Here is a 15,974-nt window from a genome sequence, read left to right as displayed (position 1 = left end):
ATTAAAGCGCTTGGTAACGCAGGCTGAAGTGCAGCCCGCGCCCCGGCTGGTTGAAGCCAGCGGCCGTCTGGTACTGGGCATCCAGCAGATTGCTGGCCCGACTTTGCAGGCGCCATTGCGGGCTCAGGCGGTACTCGGCGCGCAGGTCCAGGGTGACAAAGCCATCCAGCTCCACCTGGTTGGCCAGGTCGTCATAGGTGGACTCCTGCACATGCAGGCTGGCGCCCAGGCTAAGGTCGGCAAAGCGCCGGTCGATATCCAGATTCAGCTGCTGCCCGGGGCGGCGATTGAGTTCGCGGCCGTAGAAAGACTGGCCATCGGCCGCCAAGCGTCTGGAGCGGTTCTCAGCGCTCATCAGGCTGTAGTTGGCCTGCCAGTCCCAACCCAGTAGCTCACTGCCCAACATCAGCTCGACACCACGAATGCGCGCCGTATCCACGCCCTGGGCCTGGCTCTGGCCATTTACACGCACGGTGGCGATCAGGTTGTCGATCTGGGTGCGGTAGGCATTCAGCGCCCAGTGGCCCCAGGCATGCCGGCCCGCGAGGCCCAGTTCCAGGCTCTTGCTGGTTTCGGCCTGCAGGTCCGGGTTACCAAAACCGGGGTAATACAGCTGGTTAAACGTGGGCGCCTTGAAGGCCGTGCCGTAGCTCAGGGTCGAGCGCAGGGCCTCGCTCCAGGCAAAGCCATAGGCCAGGCTGCCGGTGTGCTGGCGCCCGAACTGCTGGTCATCGTCACGGCGCAGGGCCAGTTGCCAGTCATGCCGGCCGGCACTGCCCAGGTACTGGGCGAAGTAGCCCCGATTGTCGCGGGAATCCTCGGCATAGGCGGTGCTGCCACTGACTTCATCGTGCTGATAGTCGGCACCGATAATCAGCTGATGGCCTGCGGCCAGGCTTAGCTCGTTCTGCCAGCTGAAGCTGTCGCGACGGCTGTCGAAGCGCGAATAGAAGGCGTCGTCCTGGAAGGCATCGGACTTGTCCTCGCTGCGCCCAGCCTGCAGGTGAACCTGCCAGGGCTCCAGCGGCGCGAAACGCGCCCCCAGGCCCAGCACCTTGGACAGGTTATCGGCGTTGGCGCCGAAACCAGCCGTGCCGGTGCGGTTGACCGAGTCGTAGTCATTATGGGATTTGGCCTGCAGCAAATTGGCGTCCAGCTCCAGTCCACTGGCAAAGCGATAACCGCCGCGCAGGCTGGCCGACAGGTTGCGATAGCCATCGCGGTCTGGCTCGTAGCCGCTGGCCTCCCGGGGTTTGACGTTGATGCCATCGCTATCGCTGCTGCTGACACCCAGGCTGTACCAACCCGGCCCATTGCCGCCGCTGACCCCGGCACTGCCGCTGTAGCTGTCATGGCTGCCGGCGCCGACACTGAAATAGGGCTTGGCGCCCTGCCCCTGGCCCTTGCGGGTGAAAATCTGGATCACCCCACCGATGGCTTCAGAGCCATACAGGCTGGAACGGGGCCCGCGTACCACCTCGATACGCTCGATCAATTCGATGGGCAGGTCCTGAAAGGCCGCGCTGCCGCTGGTCACCGAGCCAACCTTGATGCCGTCGACCAGCACCAGCACATGGTTGGAATTGCTACCACGGATAAACACCGAGGTGGATTTGCCCGGCCCGCCGTTATTGGCCAGGGAGACGCCCGGCACCTTCTGCAGCAATTCGGGTAGCGAGGTGGCCTGGCTCTGCTCGATCTGCGCACGGTCAAAGACCGTCACCGCCGCCAGGCTCCGCTCCATGGGCTGGGCCACCCGCGCCGCGGTGATCAGCAACGGTTGCAGGGCATAGGGATCGGCACTCTGGCCCAGGACAATAGTGGAAAGACCGCACAGCACCAGGGCTGTCGGTTGCAACAGGGACTTGCTCATCGCGCGATAGGCTCCAGCGTCCCGCCCGGACGCTATTGGCTGGATAAAGCACGCGAAGAGCAGACAGCGCACGGCCCGGCACAACGGCCAGATCACACGCCCAGCAACGCCCTCCGCGTACCGTGGACTGCAATAGGCCGGTCTCCGGGCTTACGAGCGGCGCCTGGGGCACCGGGCAACGCACCTTCCCATGCCGGAGCACAGTGGCTGAACGCGTTGCTTTGACTCGTCTACCGTTGCGGGGGCAGCGTCGGCATTGCGGGCGATAAAGGCACCGCGCACCGACTTCCCTGTTTCACCCCTCGTATGCCGAGCATAGGGGGCACCTGTTGCAAGGCGCGCAGGGTAGAGACTTGTGCTACAGGCGTCAAATGCCGACGAGCCCTTTACTGCGGCAAATGCCGGCGGCCAAGACGCTGTGACCAGGGCACCGCACTCAGGCCGTGCAGCAACACACTGAGCAGCACCGTGCAGATGGCAGTGGGGATAAGGGTGTTCTCGGCCTGGAGTGGCACATCCATCAACATGATGGCGAACACCACACTGGCCAGCCCGCGCGGCCCGAACCAGGCGATAAACAGGCGGGTTTCCAACCCCATGCGCGTGCCCAACAAACTGATCCACACCGGCAGGATACGGATCAGGGTCAGGCTCATAAGCGCATAGAGCCATACCTCAGGCGTGGCCAGCGCCCAGGCCATGGGCACGATCAGGGCGCCGAACAACACCCAGGTCAGCACGGAGAGCAGGCTGGAAAATTCCTCGCCCGCCTGCAGCAGATGGTGCTTGCTGCGGCCGAACAGGTAGCCGGCCAGCAACCCGCCTACAAAGGCGGCAATAAAGCCACTGCCGCCCAGAGCCTGGGCCGCGGCGAAACACAGCACCGCCAGGCCCGGCAGGGTCAATTGTGACCAGATCGGCGTCTGCCAGTGGCGCTCAGTGGCCAGCCGGTGCAGCTGCCAGACCAGAAACGCCAGCACCAGCCCGACCACAGAGCCGATGCCCAGTTCGACCAGGAGGAACTCCACAAGTAGCAGTGCCGGCGCTTCGCTGTGGACATCCAGCAGCAGCGTCAGCAATGCCAGCAATACCGGAACGCAGATGCCATCGTTCAAGCCACTCTCGACATTCAGACCTTCACGCACCGGAGCGGGAACGGCGGGATTGCTGACCACACTTTTGCCCAGGGCCGCGTCAGTCGGCGCCAGAATCGTCGCCAGCAGCGCCAGTTCCAGCACAGGCACCTGGGGGAAGAACCACAGCCCCAGTAACCAGCCGGCGCCCAGGGTGAGTGGCAGGCCGATCAAGAGCAGACGCAGGGGCAGGCCTTCGTGGGCCTTGAGCACCCGCAGATTGGCATTGGCAGCATCGCTGAACAGCACCAGCGCCAGGGTCAGTTCCGCCAGCAGGCGCAAGCCGGCATGATTGACCTGCGGTTGCAGCACCCCGAACACGGCCGGTCCCATGAGCAGCCCCGCCAGCATAAAAATCAGCGGCCCGCTGAACAACCGCGACTCCAGGCGCGCCGCAAACACGCTGTAAACGATCAGAAAGGCGGCAAGAACGGCAAGATCCTGATACATCGGCATCCATCAGTGCTGGGTGAGTGGGCGCACGTCCGGCAGTCGGCTGGCGCTCGACAGACCGCGACTCACAGCTTGCGGCAGAGGGTCAGGCCATCGCCCAGGGGCAAGAGCGAGAGATCGACACGGGGATCATCCCTGAGCGAGCGGTTCAATGCCTGAATGGCTTGCGTATCGAGACTGTCCGGCTGCTCTTGCAGCACCCGCCCACTCCACAGGGTGTTGTCGAACAACAGCAGACCGCCGGGGCGCAGCAGCACCAGGGCCCGTTCCAGATAGAGCAGGTAGTTGCCCTTGTCTGCATCGATGAAAATCAGATCGAACGAGGCCCCCTGCCCCTGGCTGATCAGGCTGTCCAGGCTCTGCAGCGCCGGCCCCAGATGCAGTTCGATACGCTCGCGCACACCGGCCTGCTGCCAGTAACGCTCGGCAATGGCGTTATAGGCACCGGCCAGATCACAGCAGAGCAATCGCCCCTGCTCGCCCATGGCCTGGGCCATGCACAGGGCGCTGTAACCGGTAAAGGTGCCGACCTCAAGAATCCGTCGGGCGCCCAGCAACTTCACCAGCAGCGCCATGAACTGGCCCTGTTCGGGGGCGATTTGCCAGTGGGCATTGCTCAGCTGTGCGGTTTCCTCCCGCAATTGCTGCTGCAGCGGCGACTCACGCAACGAGACCTCCAGCAGGTACTGATAGAGACGATCGTCCAGATTCAGAGTGCGGTTGGTCATCTGTTCCAGTTTCCTCTCAGTCAAGGCGCAGCGGCGCTTGCGCGGCCCGCTGCTGCAAGTAGGCCAGCAACTGCGGGCGGTAGTGCTCGAAGACTTCCGCCGGCAACCAGCGCTGATAGATGTTCAGCAGTGGCTGCGGCGTGGCCGCCACCTGTCGCACGGCCTGATCGATACGCCGGGCCATGGCAGCGCCCCAGGCCGTGCGCGGGCAGTAGATACCCAAGGGCACCAGGGCTGCGCTTTCCTTCAAGGGCACGCTGACCAGGGGCTCGCTGAGGCTGAAGTGACGCTGCACTTCGGTATAGATCACCGGGTACTCGAAGATGTAGTCCAGACGCCGATGACTGACCATCAGCAACAGGTTTTCCCCGGCCAGACTGCCGCCCATTGGCGGTAACAGGCCTCTGCTCTGGGCCTCATGCAGGCGTGCACGAATATCCGCCGGATAGACCCGGGTCTTGGCCAGGGCTCCCCGCAGATAAGGGTTGGCCAACAGCCAGTCGAGGCTGACCTGGCCATTTTCGATCAGCAACTGATCGAGGGTCTGCCGGCGTACCAGGACATGCATCGGCGTGGAAACCACATGGGGTACGAAGTAACCGAGGCGATCACGCTCGCCCGTCTGCAACTGACCACTGCTGCACATCGGATCGAGCGCCTGCATGCGCTGTTCGACCCGGGTCATGGGCAGGATCTCATAGGCCATCTGCACATCCGTCAGCTGCGCCTCAAGCAACTGCATGGCCTCAAACAGCACCCCATCAACCAGCTCGCCCTCGCGCACATTGAATGCGCCGGGCAAGGGCACGATGCCCCACACCAGTGGCTGTGACTGCGCCTGCAGCGGCACCGCCAGATAGAGGCAAGCGAGCAGCGTCAGCAAGAAGGATCGAAGGGGCGCGTACACGGTCAAGTCCCTGTGAGCATGGCACCTACAACGCTAGGCCATACCAGGCAATCCTGCCGAAAATCCTCGTCGCAGAGCGCTACGCTGCCTCCTTAGAACTGCATGTCGCTCCAGCCGATCCAGTGAAACTGCCAGGTCGTCAGAATCAACAGGCCAAAACCGATGCGATACCAGGCAAACAGCGCATAGCTATGGCTGCCGATAAACTTGAGCAAGGCGCGCACGGTGAGCATGGCGAAGACAAAGGCGGTGACAAAACCGATAGCAAACACGGCCACATCACTGGCCTGGAACAGTTCGCGGTACTTGTAGCCGGAATAGACCGCTGCCCCCACCATGGTGGGCATGGCGAGAAAGAAGGAAAACTCGGTGGCCGCCTTGCGCGACAGGCCGAACACCAGACCGCCAATAATGGTCGCGCCTGAACGGGACGTGCCGGGAATCATGGCCAGGCACTGGGCGCAGCCGATCTTCAGGGCGTCCTTCCAGGTCATGTCATCGACACTTTCGGCGTGCACCTTATGCTGGCGCCGCTCGGCCCAGAGCATCAGCACGCCGCCGATCACCAGGGCCATGGCCACGGTCACCGGATTGAACAGGTACTGGTGGATCAGATCGGCAAAGGCCACACCCAGCACCACCGCAGGCAGGAAGGCAATCAGCAGATTGCCGGTAAAACGCTGGGCCTGGCGCTCCCGGGGCAGGTGCAACACCACATCGAGAATCTTGCTCCGGTACTCCCAGACCACCGCCAGAATGGCGCCGAGCTGGATGATGATATTGAAGGCCATGGCCCGCTGACCGTCGAAATTGATCAGGTCGGCCACAATGATTTGGTGCCCGGTACTGGAGATCGGCAGAAATTCGGTTACCCCCTCCACTACCCCCAGAATAAAGGCCTGCAGGGCCAACCACAGATCCATCAAGACTCCCTAAAGCGCCACCTTTGGCGCTAGAACGACCGAGTTAAACACAGAGAACGAGAGTAACAGACTGATATTGCAGGTATTGGTTCAACGGCCGACAACCTGAATAAGCCCGGCAGAGGCCCTTCCCAGTACCGGGCCTGCGGCATTGCCGAGGGCTAAACAGCCTGTCACAGGGTCAGACAAAGAGACCGTGGCCCGGGATTGTACAGCAGGTTTTTCCCACCCTCTGGCCTAAGGTCTAACCTATAACGCACAGCCACTGGTTTATAAGAGGCGCCCCAGCGCCCCATACCGAGAGAGCCGCATCATGAACAGCTTACGCAACCTGCCTATAAGCCTACGCCTCTGGCTGATCCTGATCGTCGCCATTGTCATGCTGGGGATCCAGGGCGTCCTGCTGCTGCAACAGCTGCACGAGAATCTGTATGCCGCCAAGGCCGAGAAAACCCAGCACGTGGTACAGAGCGCCAGCGGTATTCTCAAGCACTACCATGGCCTGGAAAGCGCAGGCGAACTGAGCCGTGAACAGGCTCAGAAGCAGGCCATGGAAACCATAAGAAGCTTGCGTTACGCCGGCCAGGAGTATTTCTGGATCAACGACCAGACCCCGGTGATGGTCATGCACCCCACCAACCCCAAGCTGGAAGGGCAGAATCTCTCCGGCTTCAAGGACCCGGACGGCAAGGCCCTGTTCGATGAAATGGTGCAGATCAGCAAGCGCCAGGGCGCCGGCCAGGTCGACTATCGCTGGCCCAAGCCGGGCTCCACCGACCCGGTGCCGAAGATTTCCTACGTGGAGCTGTTCCAGCCCTGGGGCTGGATCATCGGCTCCGGCGTTTATGTCGATGATGTGCAGGCCGAGTTTCGCGCTCTGGCGCTTAACGCCTCCCTGGTAGGCCTGGCCATTGCCGCACTGGTGGCAGGCCTGCTGGCCATTATCCTGCGCAGCATCACCCAGCCGCTGCAGCAGGCGGTCAATGCCATGGCCAATATCGCCAGCGGCGATGGTGACCTGACCCGCAATTTGGACACCCATGGCCGCGACGAGCTGACGACCCTCTCCCGGCATTTCAATGCCTTTACCGACAAGCTGCGCGAAGTGATCCGCCGCTCCCTGGAATCGGCCAAGACCCTGGAACAGGCCGCCCATGATCTCGGCCAGCTGGCCAGCGACGCCCAGCAACACAGCCAGCAGCAGTCACAGCAGATGGAACTGGTGGCCACAGCGGTCAATCAAGTGACCTACGGCGTACAGGATGTGGCCAAGAACGCCGAACACGCCTCCAGCGAGGTGCATACTGCAGAGGAGCAAGCCCAGCAGGGGCAGGAGAATATCGAAGCCAGCCTGCAACAGATCGATCAGCTGTCGGCCACCATCCACGACGCCGTCGAGGTGATCCAGACCCTGGCCCAGGAGAGCACCCAGATCGGCAGCGTACTGGAGGTGATTCGCTCGATTGCCGAGCAGACCAACCTGCTGGCCCTGAACGCCGCCATCGAGGCGGCCCGGGCCGGCGAACAGGGCCGCGGCTTTGCCGTGGTGGCCGATGAAGTACGCCTGCTCGCCCAGCGCACCCAGCAGTCCACGGCGGAAATCCAGGGCATGATCGAACGCCTGCAGACCAACTCCGAAGCCGCGGTCAAGGTCATAGACGCCAGCAGCCAGGCCTCGCAGCGCACCATCGAGCAGGCCAGACAGGCCGGCGAGAGTCTGCAGCAGATCACCAACGGCCTGCGTAACCTGACGGGATTGAATGCATCGATTGCCAGCGCTACGCTGCAACAGTCCCATGTGGTCGAAGATATCAACCAGAATGTGACCGAAGTGGCCGGTTTGGCCCACAATAACGCCCTGGCCGCGGAGCAATCCAGCCAGGCCGGCCACCACCTCGGGCAGTTGGCCGAACAACTCAACAGGCTGCTAGGGCAGTTTCGCGTATGAGGCTTGAATGAGCAGCATGGAACATCAGGAAGTTGATCTCAGCCGCCCGCAGAACCAGGATCTGATCTGGGATCTGGACAATATCGCCCGACGCGAACTGGCCGAGCGCTTTATCAAGCTGTTCGAGAACCGCCTGTGCGTGTTCTCCGAGTCGGTGCAGCAGCTCTACACCAACTACGACCTGCACTTCCCCAGCGACCAGGGGCGCAAGATGGTGGTGCTGCCCAACCCCTACGCCTTCCACGACACCCTGCACGGCATTGACAGCGCTGCCGTACGCAAGACAGGGCTGTGTGTACTGCCCGGCGTGGTGCTGGGCAAGCCTGGCCTGCTGATGACCACCATGTTCAAGGAAGGTGGGCCGGCGCCCAAGACCATGGCCTTCAAGCCGGCACTGGCACAGATCATCAGCAACCAGAAGAAGGCCGGGGACATTTTTCTGCCGATCATGATGAAAGGCGACCTGCGCGAGTTCAATCAGCAGATGCCCTATATCCACCTGCATCGCCTGCAGGTCAATCGCCTCACCCGCCTGTCCACCTTCGAGCGCGACGATATCCAGCAGACCATCACCCGCAAGCTGCTGGCGCTCTATCGTCAGGCAGACAGCCTGAGCTGCTGAGATCGGGGCGCGTTATCGGCTACACTCTGCGCCCCTTTTTGCATACAGCCCAAACCATGTCCCCCATCGAACTGCTGGCCTGCGCCCTGGGCGTCCTGGCCGTCTGGCTGACCGTCAAACAGAACATCTGGTGCTGGCCCATCGGGCTGCTCATGGTGCTGATATACGGCTGGATTTTCTTCGACGGCAAACTCTATTCAAACATGCTGCTGCAAGGGGTCTATGCCAGCCTGCAACTCTATGGCTGGTGGCAATGGACCCGTGGCGGCGACACACAGCATGGCGTCAGCGTCAGTCGCCTGGATAGCCGCGGCCTGCTGCTGGGCCTGGCCAGTGGCACAGCCGGAGCGCTGCTGCTGGGCTATTTGATGGCCACCCATACCGATGCCACCGCGCCCTGGCAGGACGCTACCCTCAGTGCATTCAGCCTGGTGGCCCAAGTGTGGATGGCGCGGAAAAAGCTCGAATGCTGGCCGCTATGGATTGTCCTGGATCTGCTCTATGTCGCCCTGTTCCTGCATTACCAGCTGTACCTGACAGCCGCACTCTACGGCCTGTTCACCCTGCTGGCCTGCAGTGGCTGGCTGACCTGGCGCCGTGACCGCGCCCTGGCAAGCTGATGAAAGTACTGGTGCTGACTGGCCCGGAATCCAGCGGCAAGAGCTGGCTGGCCGCCGAAATCCAGAACGAGTTCGGTGGCCTGGTGGTGGGTGAGTATGTCCGTCACTTTATCGAAGTCGAGCAGCGCGACACCTGCTATGCCGACATCCCGGCCATCGCCCGCGGCCAACTGGCCTGGGAAGACGCCGCCCGGGCCGCCAGCCCCGAATTGCTGATCCTCGATACCCACCTGCTGAGCAATATCCTCTGGAGCCAGACCCTGTTCGGCGACTGCCCAGACTGGCTGCACGGCGAGCTGCTCAAGCGTCAATATGATCTGCATCTGCTGCTTGATCCTCAGGATGTGCCCTGGGTCGACGACGGCCAGCGCTGCCAGCCACAGCTAACCCAGCGCCAGGACTTCCATCGCCGCTGCCAACGCTGGCTGCAGCAGCATCGCCAGGCCTGGCAGCCCATTGCAGGCGACTGGGATGCTCGCCGCGAGCGCACCGTTGCAACACTCAAACGCTGGCTGGCATCAACTCAGAAATAGGCTGGACCAGGCCACCAGCAGACACAGGCTGACAATGGCCGTCAGTGGCATGCGCAGTGCCGGATACCACTGTGGTGCCAACCCCAGGCGCACCGCATGCACGTCGGCCAGATACAAGCCGACAAACCCAACCAGCATCAACGGCAGCGCCGCCAGCAAAGGCATGCCACTGGCGATGGCCAGCCAGCCAAGCAAGGGCGGGATCACCGACAGCCCCAACTGCAGGGGGGCGTCCTCCGATTCCTCTGCGCGCATGGCCAGCCCCCAGTGAATCGCCCCCATAAAGGCCAGAATCACTGCGGCATAATCCAGCAGAGCCCCCAGCACAAAACTGCGCCAGCCCAGGGGCAACACCCAGATACTCAGCGCACCACCGATAAAGGGCAGCAGGCCGAGATAGCCCAGCGCTATGACCAACAACGGCGGTTGGCTCGCAGAAAACGGATGCATCACATACTCCTGTCATGAAATAAACGCCGGTCAGCCAGCCCAGACCCTGCCGAGCGAGCATAGCATTGCGCCATACAATCGTTTGCCACACGGGAATGGGGCTGGGCTAGAATCGGCCGACAAGAGTCTTACAAGGAAGTTCCCGATGCGCTTGCTACGCCGCACCCTCAAAGGCCTGCTGATCATTGCGCTATTGCTGGCAGCTGTCGGCCTCTATTTCGTGGCCCGCCCCAACTTGCCTGACTATGCGCCACCGCAGCAACTGCACTATCTGCCGCAATGGAGTGAAGCGCAGCGCCAGACCTACTACTACACCCCCCAGGGCACCCAGGTAAAAGGCCTGCGCTATGAGTGGTTTACCGCCCTGGAACTGCCGCTCAGCAAGGACAGGTTCGCGACCCCGGAATACCTGGCCCGCTTCGGTTTTCTGGTCGACCCCAAGCAGCAGCCCAGCGCACTCAACCCCGGCAATCTGCCAGTAGGCTTTGCCCGCCACAGCGATGAGCAAGGCCAGAACTACCTGGATATCAGCTGCGCCGCCTGTCATACCGGCGAGCTACGCTACAAGGGCCAGGCCGTGCGCATCGACGGCGGCCCTGCCCTGCACTCCCTGGCCTCCACCGTACCCACCCTGCGTGGCGGCAGTTTTGGTCAGGCTCTGGGCATGAGCATGGCCTTTACCTACTACAACCCGCTGAAATTCCGCCGCTTTGCCAAGCAAGTGCTGGGCGATAACTATGACCAGGGCTACGACCCGCTGCGCGAAGAATTCAAGCAGGTGCTCGATCGCCTGCTCGGCACCGCCTACAACGACTGGCATCGCGGCCTCTACCCCACCGAGGAAGGCTTCGGCCGAACCGATGCCTTCGGTCGTATCGCCAATACCGTGTTCGGCGATGCCATCGACCCCAGCAACTACCGGGTGGCCAACGCCCCGGTCAGCTACCCCCATGTCTGGGATATCTGGAAGTTCGACTGGGTGCAGTGGAACGGCTCGGCCATGCAGCCCATGGCGCGCAATGTCGGCGAGGCCCTGGGCGTGGGCGCACCGCTCAAACTATTGAACGACGACGGCACGCCGGTCGCGGAAGCCGAACGCTATGCCTCCGGTGTGCGCCTGCATGACCTCTACACTCTGGAGGAAACCCTCAAGCAACTGACGCCACCCGCCTGGCCGGAAGCCATCTTCGGCAAGATCGACGTGCCCCTGGCCAGCCAGGGTCGCGCCCTGTTTGCAGAAAACTGCGCTTACTGCCATGCCCCAGATCCGAAAAAGCCGGAGGATCGCTTCGCCCTGGCCCGCGACCCGGAATGGCGCATGCGCGTGGTGCCCACCTCAATAGTCGGCACCGACCCCACCACCGCCAACAATATCGCCGACCACAGTTACGACATCCGCAAACTGGGCTGGACCAAGGAGGAGCTGGGCCGCCTGGACGTGCGCCTGTTCGGCGCCAGCCTGGAAGACGTTGACCTGAGCAACATTTCCAGCGCCAAGGCCCTGGCTTATGTCACTGCCTATGTGGAAAACCGCGCCTACGAAGATGCTGGCATCTCGCCCCGCGAGCGCTGGCGCATGGACGGCTACGGCCTGCCCATCGGCGTGCAGGAAAAGCGCGGCTACAAGGCCCGCCCCCTGGACGGTATCTGGGCCACCCCGCCCTTCCTGCATAACGGCTCGGTGCCCAATCTGTTCCAGCTGCTGTCGCCGGTGTATGAGCGGCAGAGCCAGTTCTGGGTCGGCAACTTCGAGTACGACCCCAAGCAGGTGGGTTATGTCAGCGACAAGTTTCCTGGCGGTTTCCTCTTCGATACCCGCATCACCGGCAACAGCAATCGTGGCCATGAGTTCCGCGCCGGCTGCCGCCAGAACGGCGTGATCGGCCGCGCCCTGGAGCCGGAGGAGCGCTGGGCGCTGATCGAATACCTCAAGGTGCTGGGCAACCCGGCCCTGGAGCAGCAGCTGCAGCCAGTGCCCGCCCAACCCTGGACGCCTGGCCCCAAGTGCCCCGAATGATTGCGCACAACAATAACGATAAGGAATGCACGCCATGCTCACACGATTCTGGCTCTGGCTCGGCCGCCTAGTCGGCAAACTCCTGTTGCTGCTGGCGGCCATCGGCCTGGGTGGCTGGGCCCTGGGCGAAGCCTACTACGGCTGGAAGTTTTCCGGCCCGGTGTCCACGGAAGAACAGGTGCCGCCCGGTGAAGCAGCCCTGACCCAGGCCATCATTGAAGATGCCATTCGCATTGTCGAACAGCACCGCGACAACACCCGGGTGCTGCGCGACGCCCACGCCAAGGCCCATGGCTGCGTCAAGGCGCAGGTCTCGGTGCTGCCCGAGCTGGATGCCGAACTGCGTCATGGCGTATTCGCCGAGCCGGGCAAGACCTGGCAAGCCTGGATGCGTCTGTCCAACGGCAACGCCTACCCACAGTTCGACCGCGCCCGCGATGCCCGCGGCATGGCCATCAAACTGCTCAATGTGCCAGGGGAAAAGCTCACCAGCAGCCCACAGCATGCGCGCGAGCAGGACTTTGTGATGTTCAACAACAGCCAGTTCTTCGTCCGCGATGTGGCCGAATATCGCAGCAATTTCGCCGCCCAGGCCGATGGCAAGAAGGCCCTGGCCTTCTTCCCCAACATCAACCCCATGAGCTGGGAAATCCGCCACCTGTTTATCGCCCTCAAGACCCTGGCGCCCGCCCCGGAAAGCCCGGTGGCCAACACTTACAACTCCATCGCACCGTTCCGCCTCGGCCCCAATGCCAGCAAGTACCGGGTGATCCCCGCCCCCGAGGCCTGCCCGCCCTACCAGTTGCCCGAGCAGAATCAGGACCTGCCCAACTTCCTGCGCGGTGCCCTGTACCAGCAGCTGTCCCTGGACCGCATGCCGGCCTGCTTCACCCTGCAGGTGCAGCTGCAGGATCCAGCTCACTACATGCCCATCGAGGATCCCAGCGTGCAGTGGAGCGAGGCCATCTCGCCCTTTCGCAGCGTGGCCAACATAGTGGTACCGGCCCAGGACTTCGATAGCCGCGAACAGAATCTGTTCTGCGACAACCTGTCATTCAACCCCTGGCACGCCCTGCCCGAGCATCGGCCGATCGGCGGCATCAACCGCCTGCGCAAGGCGGTCTATGAGGCGGTCAGTGCCTACCGTCTGGAACGCAACCAGGCTGGCGCCGCAGGCGCCACGCAGTAATGCAGCGGCTGAACTGGTAATATTCGCCACCAGCTCAGCCGCATCAGCGAGAAACTCCGTGGAACTGTTCAAAGAATTCATCTTCGAGGCTGCCCATCGCCTGCCTCATGTCCCCGCCGGCCACAAGTGCGGGCGCCTGCATGGTCATTCGTTCCGGGTGGCGATCTACATCGAGGGTGAGGTCGACCCCTATACCGGCTGGATTCGCGACTTCTCCGAGATCAAGGCGATATTCAAGCCGCTTTACGAGCGCCTGGATCACAACTACCTGAACGATATTCCCGGCCTGGAAAACCCCACCAGCGAAGTGCTGGCCAAGTGGATCTGGCAGGAACTCAAGCCCCTGTTGCCGGAGCTGTCGCGGGTACGCATTCACGAAACCTGCACCAGCGGTTGCGAATACCGCGGCGACTGACTCGCTAGCCCCGCTCCCAAGAAAGTAGGCAGACAAAAAAGCAAAAGGCCACCCGAAGGTGGCCTTTTGCTTTTCAACAACGCGGTTTAGGCGTTCTTGATTTCCCAGCCAGTCAGCTCGGCCAGGGCCTTGCCGATGTCAGCCAGGGAGCGCACGGTTTTCACACCAGCGTCCTGCAGGGCGGCGAACTTCTCGTCCGCAGTACCCTTGCCACCGGAGATGATGGCGCCAGCATGGCCCATGCGCTTGCCAGCAGGGGCAGTCACACCGGCGATGTAGGACACGACCGGCTTGGTCACGTTGGCCTTGATGTAGGCAGCCGCTTCTTCCTCGGCCGAACCGCCGATCTCGCCGATCATCACGATCGCCTCGGTCTTCGGGTCTTCCTGGAACAGCTTGAGGATATCGATGAAGTTGGAGCCCGGGATCGGGTCACCGCCGATACCGACGCAGGTGGACTGGCCGAAGCCGGCGTCAGTGGTCTGCTTCACGGCTTCATAGGTCAGGGTGCCGGAACGCGACACGATACCGACCTTGCCTGGCAGGTGGATGTGACCGGGCATGATGCCGATCTTGCACTCGCCGGGAGTGATCACGCCCGGGCAGTTCGGGCCGATCAGGCGTACGCCCAGCTCGTCACACTTGACCTTGGCTTCCAGCATATCCAGGGTCGGAATGCCTTCAGTGATGCAGACGATCAGTTTGATGCCGCCGAAGGCCGCTTCCAGGATCGAGTCCTTGCAGAACGGAGCCGGAACGTAGATCACCGAAGCATCAGCGCCGGTGGCTTCCACGGCTTCCTTGACGGTGTTGAACACCGGCAGGCCCAGGTGAGTGGTGCCGCCCTTGCCCGGGGTCACGCCGCCGACCATCTGGGTACCGTAGGCAATCGCCTGCTCGCTGTGAAAGGTGCCCTGGGAGCCGGTGAAGCCCTGGCAGATAACCTTGGTGTCTTTATTGATCAGGACGCTCATTATTTGCCCTCCGCAGCTTTGACGACTTGCTGAGCAGCGTCGGTCAGGCTGGTAGCCGCGATGATGTTCAAACCGCTTTCTGCCAGTACTTTGGCACCCAGTTCAGCGTTGTTGCCTTCCAGGCGTACAACCACCGGGATCTTCACGCCGACTTCTTTCACCGCGCCGATGATGCCTTCGGCAATCATGTCGCAACGCACGATGCCGCCGAAGATGTTCACCAGTACCGCAGCCACGTTGCTGTCGGAGAGGATGATCTTGAAGGCTTCGGTCACGCGCTCTTTGGTCGCGCCGCCACCGACGTCGAGGAAGTTGGCCGGCTTGCCGCCGTGCAGGTTGACGATGTCCATGGTACCCATGGCCAGACCGGCACCGTTGACCATGCAGCCGATGTTGCCTTCCAGGGCCACGTAGTTCAGTTCGAACTTGGCGGCGTGGGCTTCACGCGGATCGTCCTGGGACGGATCGTGGAAGGTCTTCAGCTTGGGCTGACGGTACATGGCATTGGCGTCGATGTTGATCTTGGCGTCCAGGCAGTGCAGGTCGCCGTCGGCCTTGATCACCAGCGGGTTGACTTCCAGCAGGGCCAGGTCATGGTCCTGGAACAGCTTGGCCAGACCGACGAAGATCTTGGCGAACTGAGCAACCTGCTTGCCTTCCAGACCCAACTGGAACGCCAGCTCGCGGCCCTGGAACGGCTGCGCGCCGACCAGCGGGTCAACGGTGGCCTTGAGGATCTTCTCAGGGGTGTCGTGAGCAACCTTCTCGATGTCCACGCCACCTTCGGTGGAGGCCATGAACACGATACGGCGGCTGGAACGGTCGACTACCGCGCCCAGGTACAGTTCCTTGGCGATGTCGGTGCAGGATTCAACCAGGATTTTGCTGACCGGCTGACCATTGGCGTCAGTCTGGTAGGTCACCAGACGCTTGCCCAGCCAGTTGGCGGCGAAGGCTTTGGCGTCTTCCTTGCTCTTGACCAACTTTACGCCGCCCGCTTTACCGCGGCCGCCAGCGTGGACCTGAGCCTTGACGACCCACTCGGTGCCGCCGATTTTATCGCAGGCTTCTGCGGCTTCTTCCGGGGTGTCTACGGCGAAACCCTTGGATACGGGCAGGCCGTATTCAGCGAACAGCTGCTTACCCTGATACTCGTGGAGATTCATGCTTGTCTACCGTCTTCGTTTAG

The 15,974-nt window shown here is 62.3% G+C and carries 15 protein-coding genes and 1 riboswitch; of the genes, 7 read left to right on the top strand and 8 right to left on the bottom strand.

The genetic code is table 11. The features are described 5' to 3' along the window. Position 1 precedes the first annotated feature (1 nt). The 5 genes from btuB to GJV18_RS10645 all read right to left on the bottom strand — a co-directional run bounded on the left by btuB (position 2) and on the right by GJV18_RS10645 (position 6,017). Positions 2-1,873 (bottom strand): TonB-dependent vitamin B12 receptor, encoded by a 1,872-nt coding sequence (btuB, locus tag GJV18_RS10665; protein WP_160345245.1) that lies wholly within the window; start codon positions 1,871-1,873, stop codon positions 2-4. Positions 1,874-1,991: 118 nt separating this feature from the next. Then, positions 1,992-2,218, bottom strand: a riboswitch (cobalamin riboswitch). A gap of 41 nt (positions 2,219-2,259) precedes the next feature. Further along, positions 2,260-3,456 carry a cation:proton antiporter gene (locus GJV18_RS10660; RefSeq protein ID WP_160345243.1) on the bottom strand — a complete coding sequence of 399 codons (1,197 nt, stop codon included), beginning with the start codon at positions 3,454-3,456 and terminating at the stop codon, positions 2,260-2,262. A gap of 68 nt (positions 3,457-3,524) precedes the next feature. Next, positions 3,525-4,187, bottom strand: a complete 663-nt coding sequence (locus GJV18_RS10655; RefSeq protein ID WP_160345241.1) for a class I SAM-dependent methyltransferase — start codon at positions 4,185-4,187, stop codon at positions 3,525-3,527. Between the two features lie 16 nt (positions 4,188-4,203). Further along, a complete protein-coding gene (locus tag GJV18_RS10650) occupies positions 4,204-5,094 on the bottom strand; it encodes a hypothetical protein (RefSeq protein WP_160345239.1) in 891 nt (296 codons plus the stop codon). 92 nt (positions 5,095-5,186) lie between these two features. Beyond that, positions 5,187-6,017 carry an undecaprenyl-diphosphate phosphatase gene (locus GJV18_RS10645; protein WP_160345237.1) on the bottom strand — a complete coding sequence of 277 codons (831 nt, stop codon included), beginning with the start codon at positions 6,015-6,017 and terminating at the stop codon, positions 5,187-5,189. Between the two features lie 313 nt (positions 6,018-6,330). Between GJV18_RS10645 and GJV18_RS10640 the strand changes: the two genes are divergently transcribed. From GJV18_RS10640 to GJV18_RS10625, 4 genes are read left to right on the top strand one after another with little or no spacing between them, the layout of a single operon-like run. Continuing rightward, positions 6,331-7,965 carry a methyl-accepting chemotaxis protein gene (locus GJV18_RS10640; protein ID WP_160345235.1) on the top strand — a complete coding sequence of 545 codons (1,635 nt, stop codon included), beginning with the start codon at positions 6,331-6,333 and terminating at the stop codon, positions 7,963-7,965. A gap of 7 nt (positions 7,966-7,972) precedes the next feature. Then, a complete protein-coding gene (locus tag GJV18_RS10635; protein WP_160345233.1) occupies positions 7,973-8,587 on the top strand; it encodes a hypothetical protein in 615 nt (204 codons plus the stop codon). A 56-nt stretch (positions 8,588-8,643) separates the two neighbouring features. Then, the gene (pnuC, locus tag GJV18_RS10630; protein WP_160345231.1) at positions 8,644-9,207 is read left to right on the top strand and encodes a nicotinamide riboside transporter PnuC; all 564 of its coding nucleotides are present in this window, start codon (positions 8,644-8,646) and stop codon (positions 9,205-9,207) included. Next, positions 9,207-9,740 carry an AAA family ATPase gene (locus GJV18_RS10625; protein ID WP_160345229.1) on the top strand — a complete coding sequence of 178 codons (534 nt, stop codon included), beginning with the start codon at positions 9,207-9,209 and terminating at the stop codon, positions 9,738-9,740. The genes pnuC and GJV18_RS10625 overlap by 1 nt, the downstream gene beginning before the upstream one ends. Here the strand turns inward: GJV18_RS10625 and GJV18_RS10620 are convergent. Next, a complete protein-coding gene (locus tag GJV18_RS10620) occupies positions 9,726-10,190 on the bottom strand; it encodes a DUF3429 domain-containing protein (RefSeq protein WP_160345227.1) in 465 nt (154 codons plus the stop codon). The two genes, GJV18_RS10625 and GJV18_RS10620, sit on opposite strands and share 15 nt — an antisense overlap. A 145-nt stretch (positions 10,191-10,335) precedes the next feature. Between GJV18_RS10620 and GJV18_RS10615 the strand changes: the two genes are divergently transcribed. Genes GJV18_RS10615 through queD form a run of 3 tightly spaced genes read left to right on the top strand, consistent with a single transcriptional unit; the run spans position 10,336 to position 13,811 of the window. After that, positions 10,336-12,207: a di-heme-cytochrome C peroxidase gene (locus GJV18_RS10615; protein WP_160345225.1), complete on the top strand. Its 1,872-nt coding sequence runs from the start codon at positions 10,336-10,338 to the stop codon at positions 12,205-12,207. Between the two features lie 34 nt (positions 12,208-12,241). Continuing rightward, entirely contained in the window at positions 12,242-13,396 is a 1,155-nt protein-coding gene (locus tag GJV18_RS10610) for a catalase family protein (RefSeq protein ID WP_160345223.1), read from the top strand. Between the two features lie 58 nt (positions 13,397-13,454). Further along, entirely contained in the window at positions 13,455-13,811 is a 357-nt protein-coding gene (gene queD / locus GJV18_RS10605; protein WP_160345221.1) for a 6-carboxytetrahydropterin synthase QueD, read from the top strand. An 86-nt stretch (positions 13,812-13,897) separates the two neighbouring features. Here the strand turns inward: queD and sucD are convergent, their stop codons facing one another. Together sucD and sucC are read right to left on the bottom strand one after the other, a co-directional pair. Further along, the gene (sucD, locus tag GJV18_RS10600) at positions 13,898-14,785 is read right to left on the bottom strand and encodes a succinate--CoA ligase subunit alpha (RefSeq protein WP_160345220.1); all 888 of its coding nucleotides are present in this window, start codon (positions 14,783-14,785) and stop codon (positions 13,898-13,900) included. Beyond that, positions 14,785-15,951, bottom strand: a complete 1,167-nt coding sequence (gene sucC / locus GJV18_RS10595; RefSeq protein ID WP_160345218.1) for an ADP-forming succinate--CoA ligase subunit beta — start codon at positions 15,949-15,951, stop codon at positions 14,785-14,787. Before sucC ends, sucD begins: the two co-directional genes overlap by 1 nt. Between the last annotated feature and the right edge of the window lie 23 nt (positions 15,952-15,974).

Origin of the sequence: Pseudomonas xionganensis, assembly GCF_009763245.1 — a bacterium.
Classification (GTDB): Bacteria; Pseudomonadota; Gammaproteobacteria; order Pseudomonadales; family Pseudomonadaceae; genus Aquipseudomonas; species Aquipseudomonas xionganensis.
Note: the sequence above shows the minus strand (reverse complement) of the source record. Positions and strands in the feature narration are given on the sequence as shown.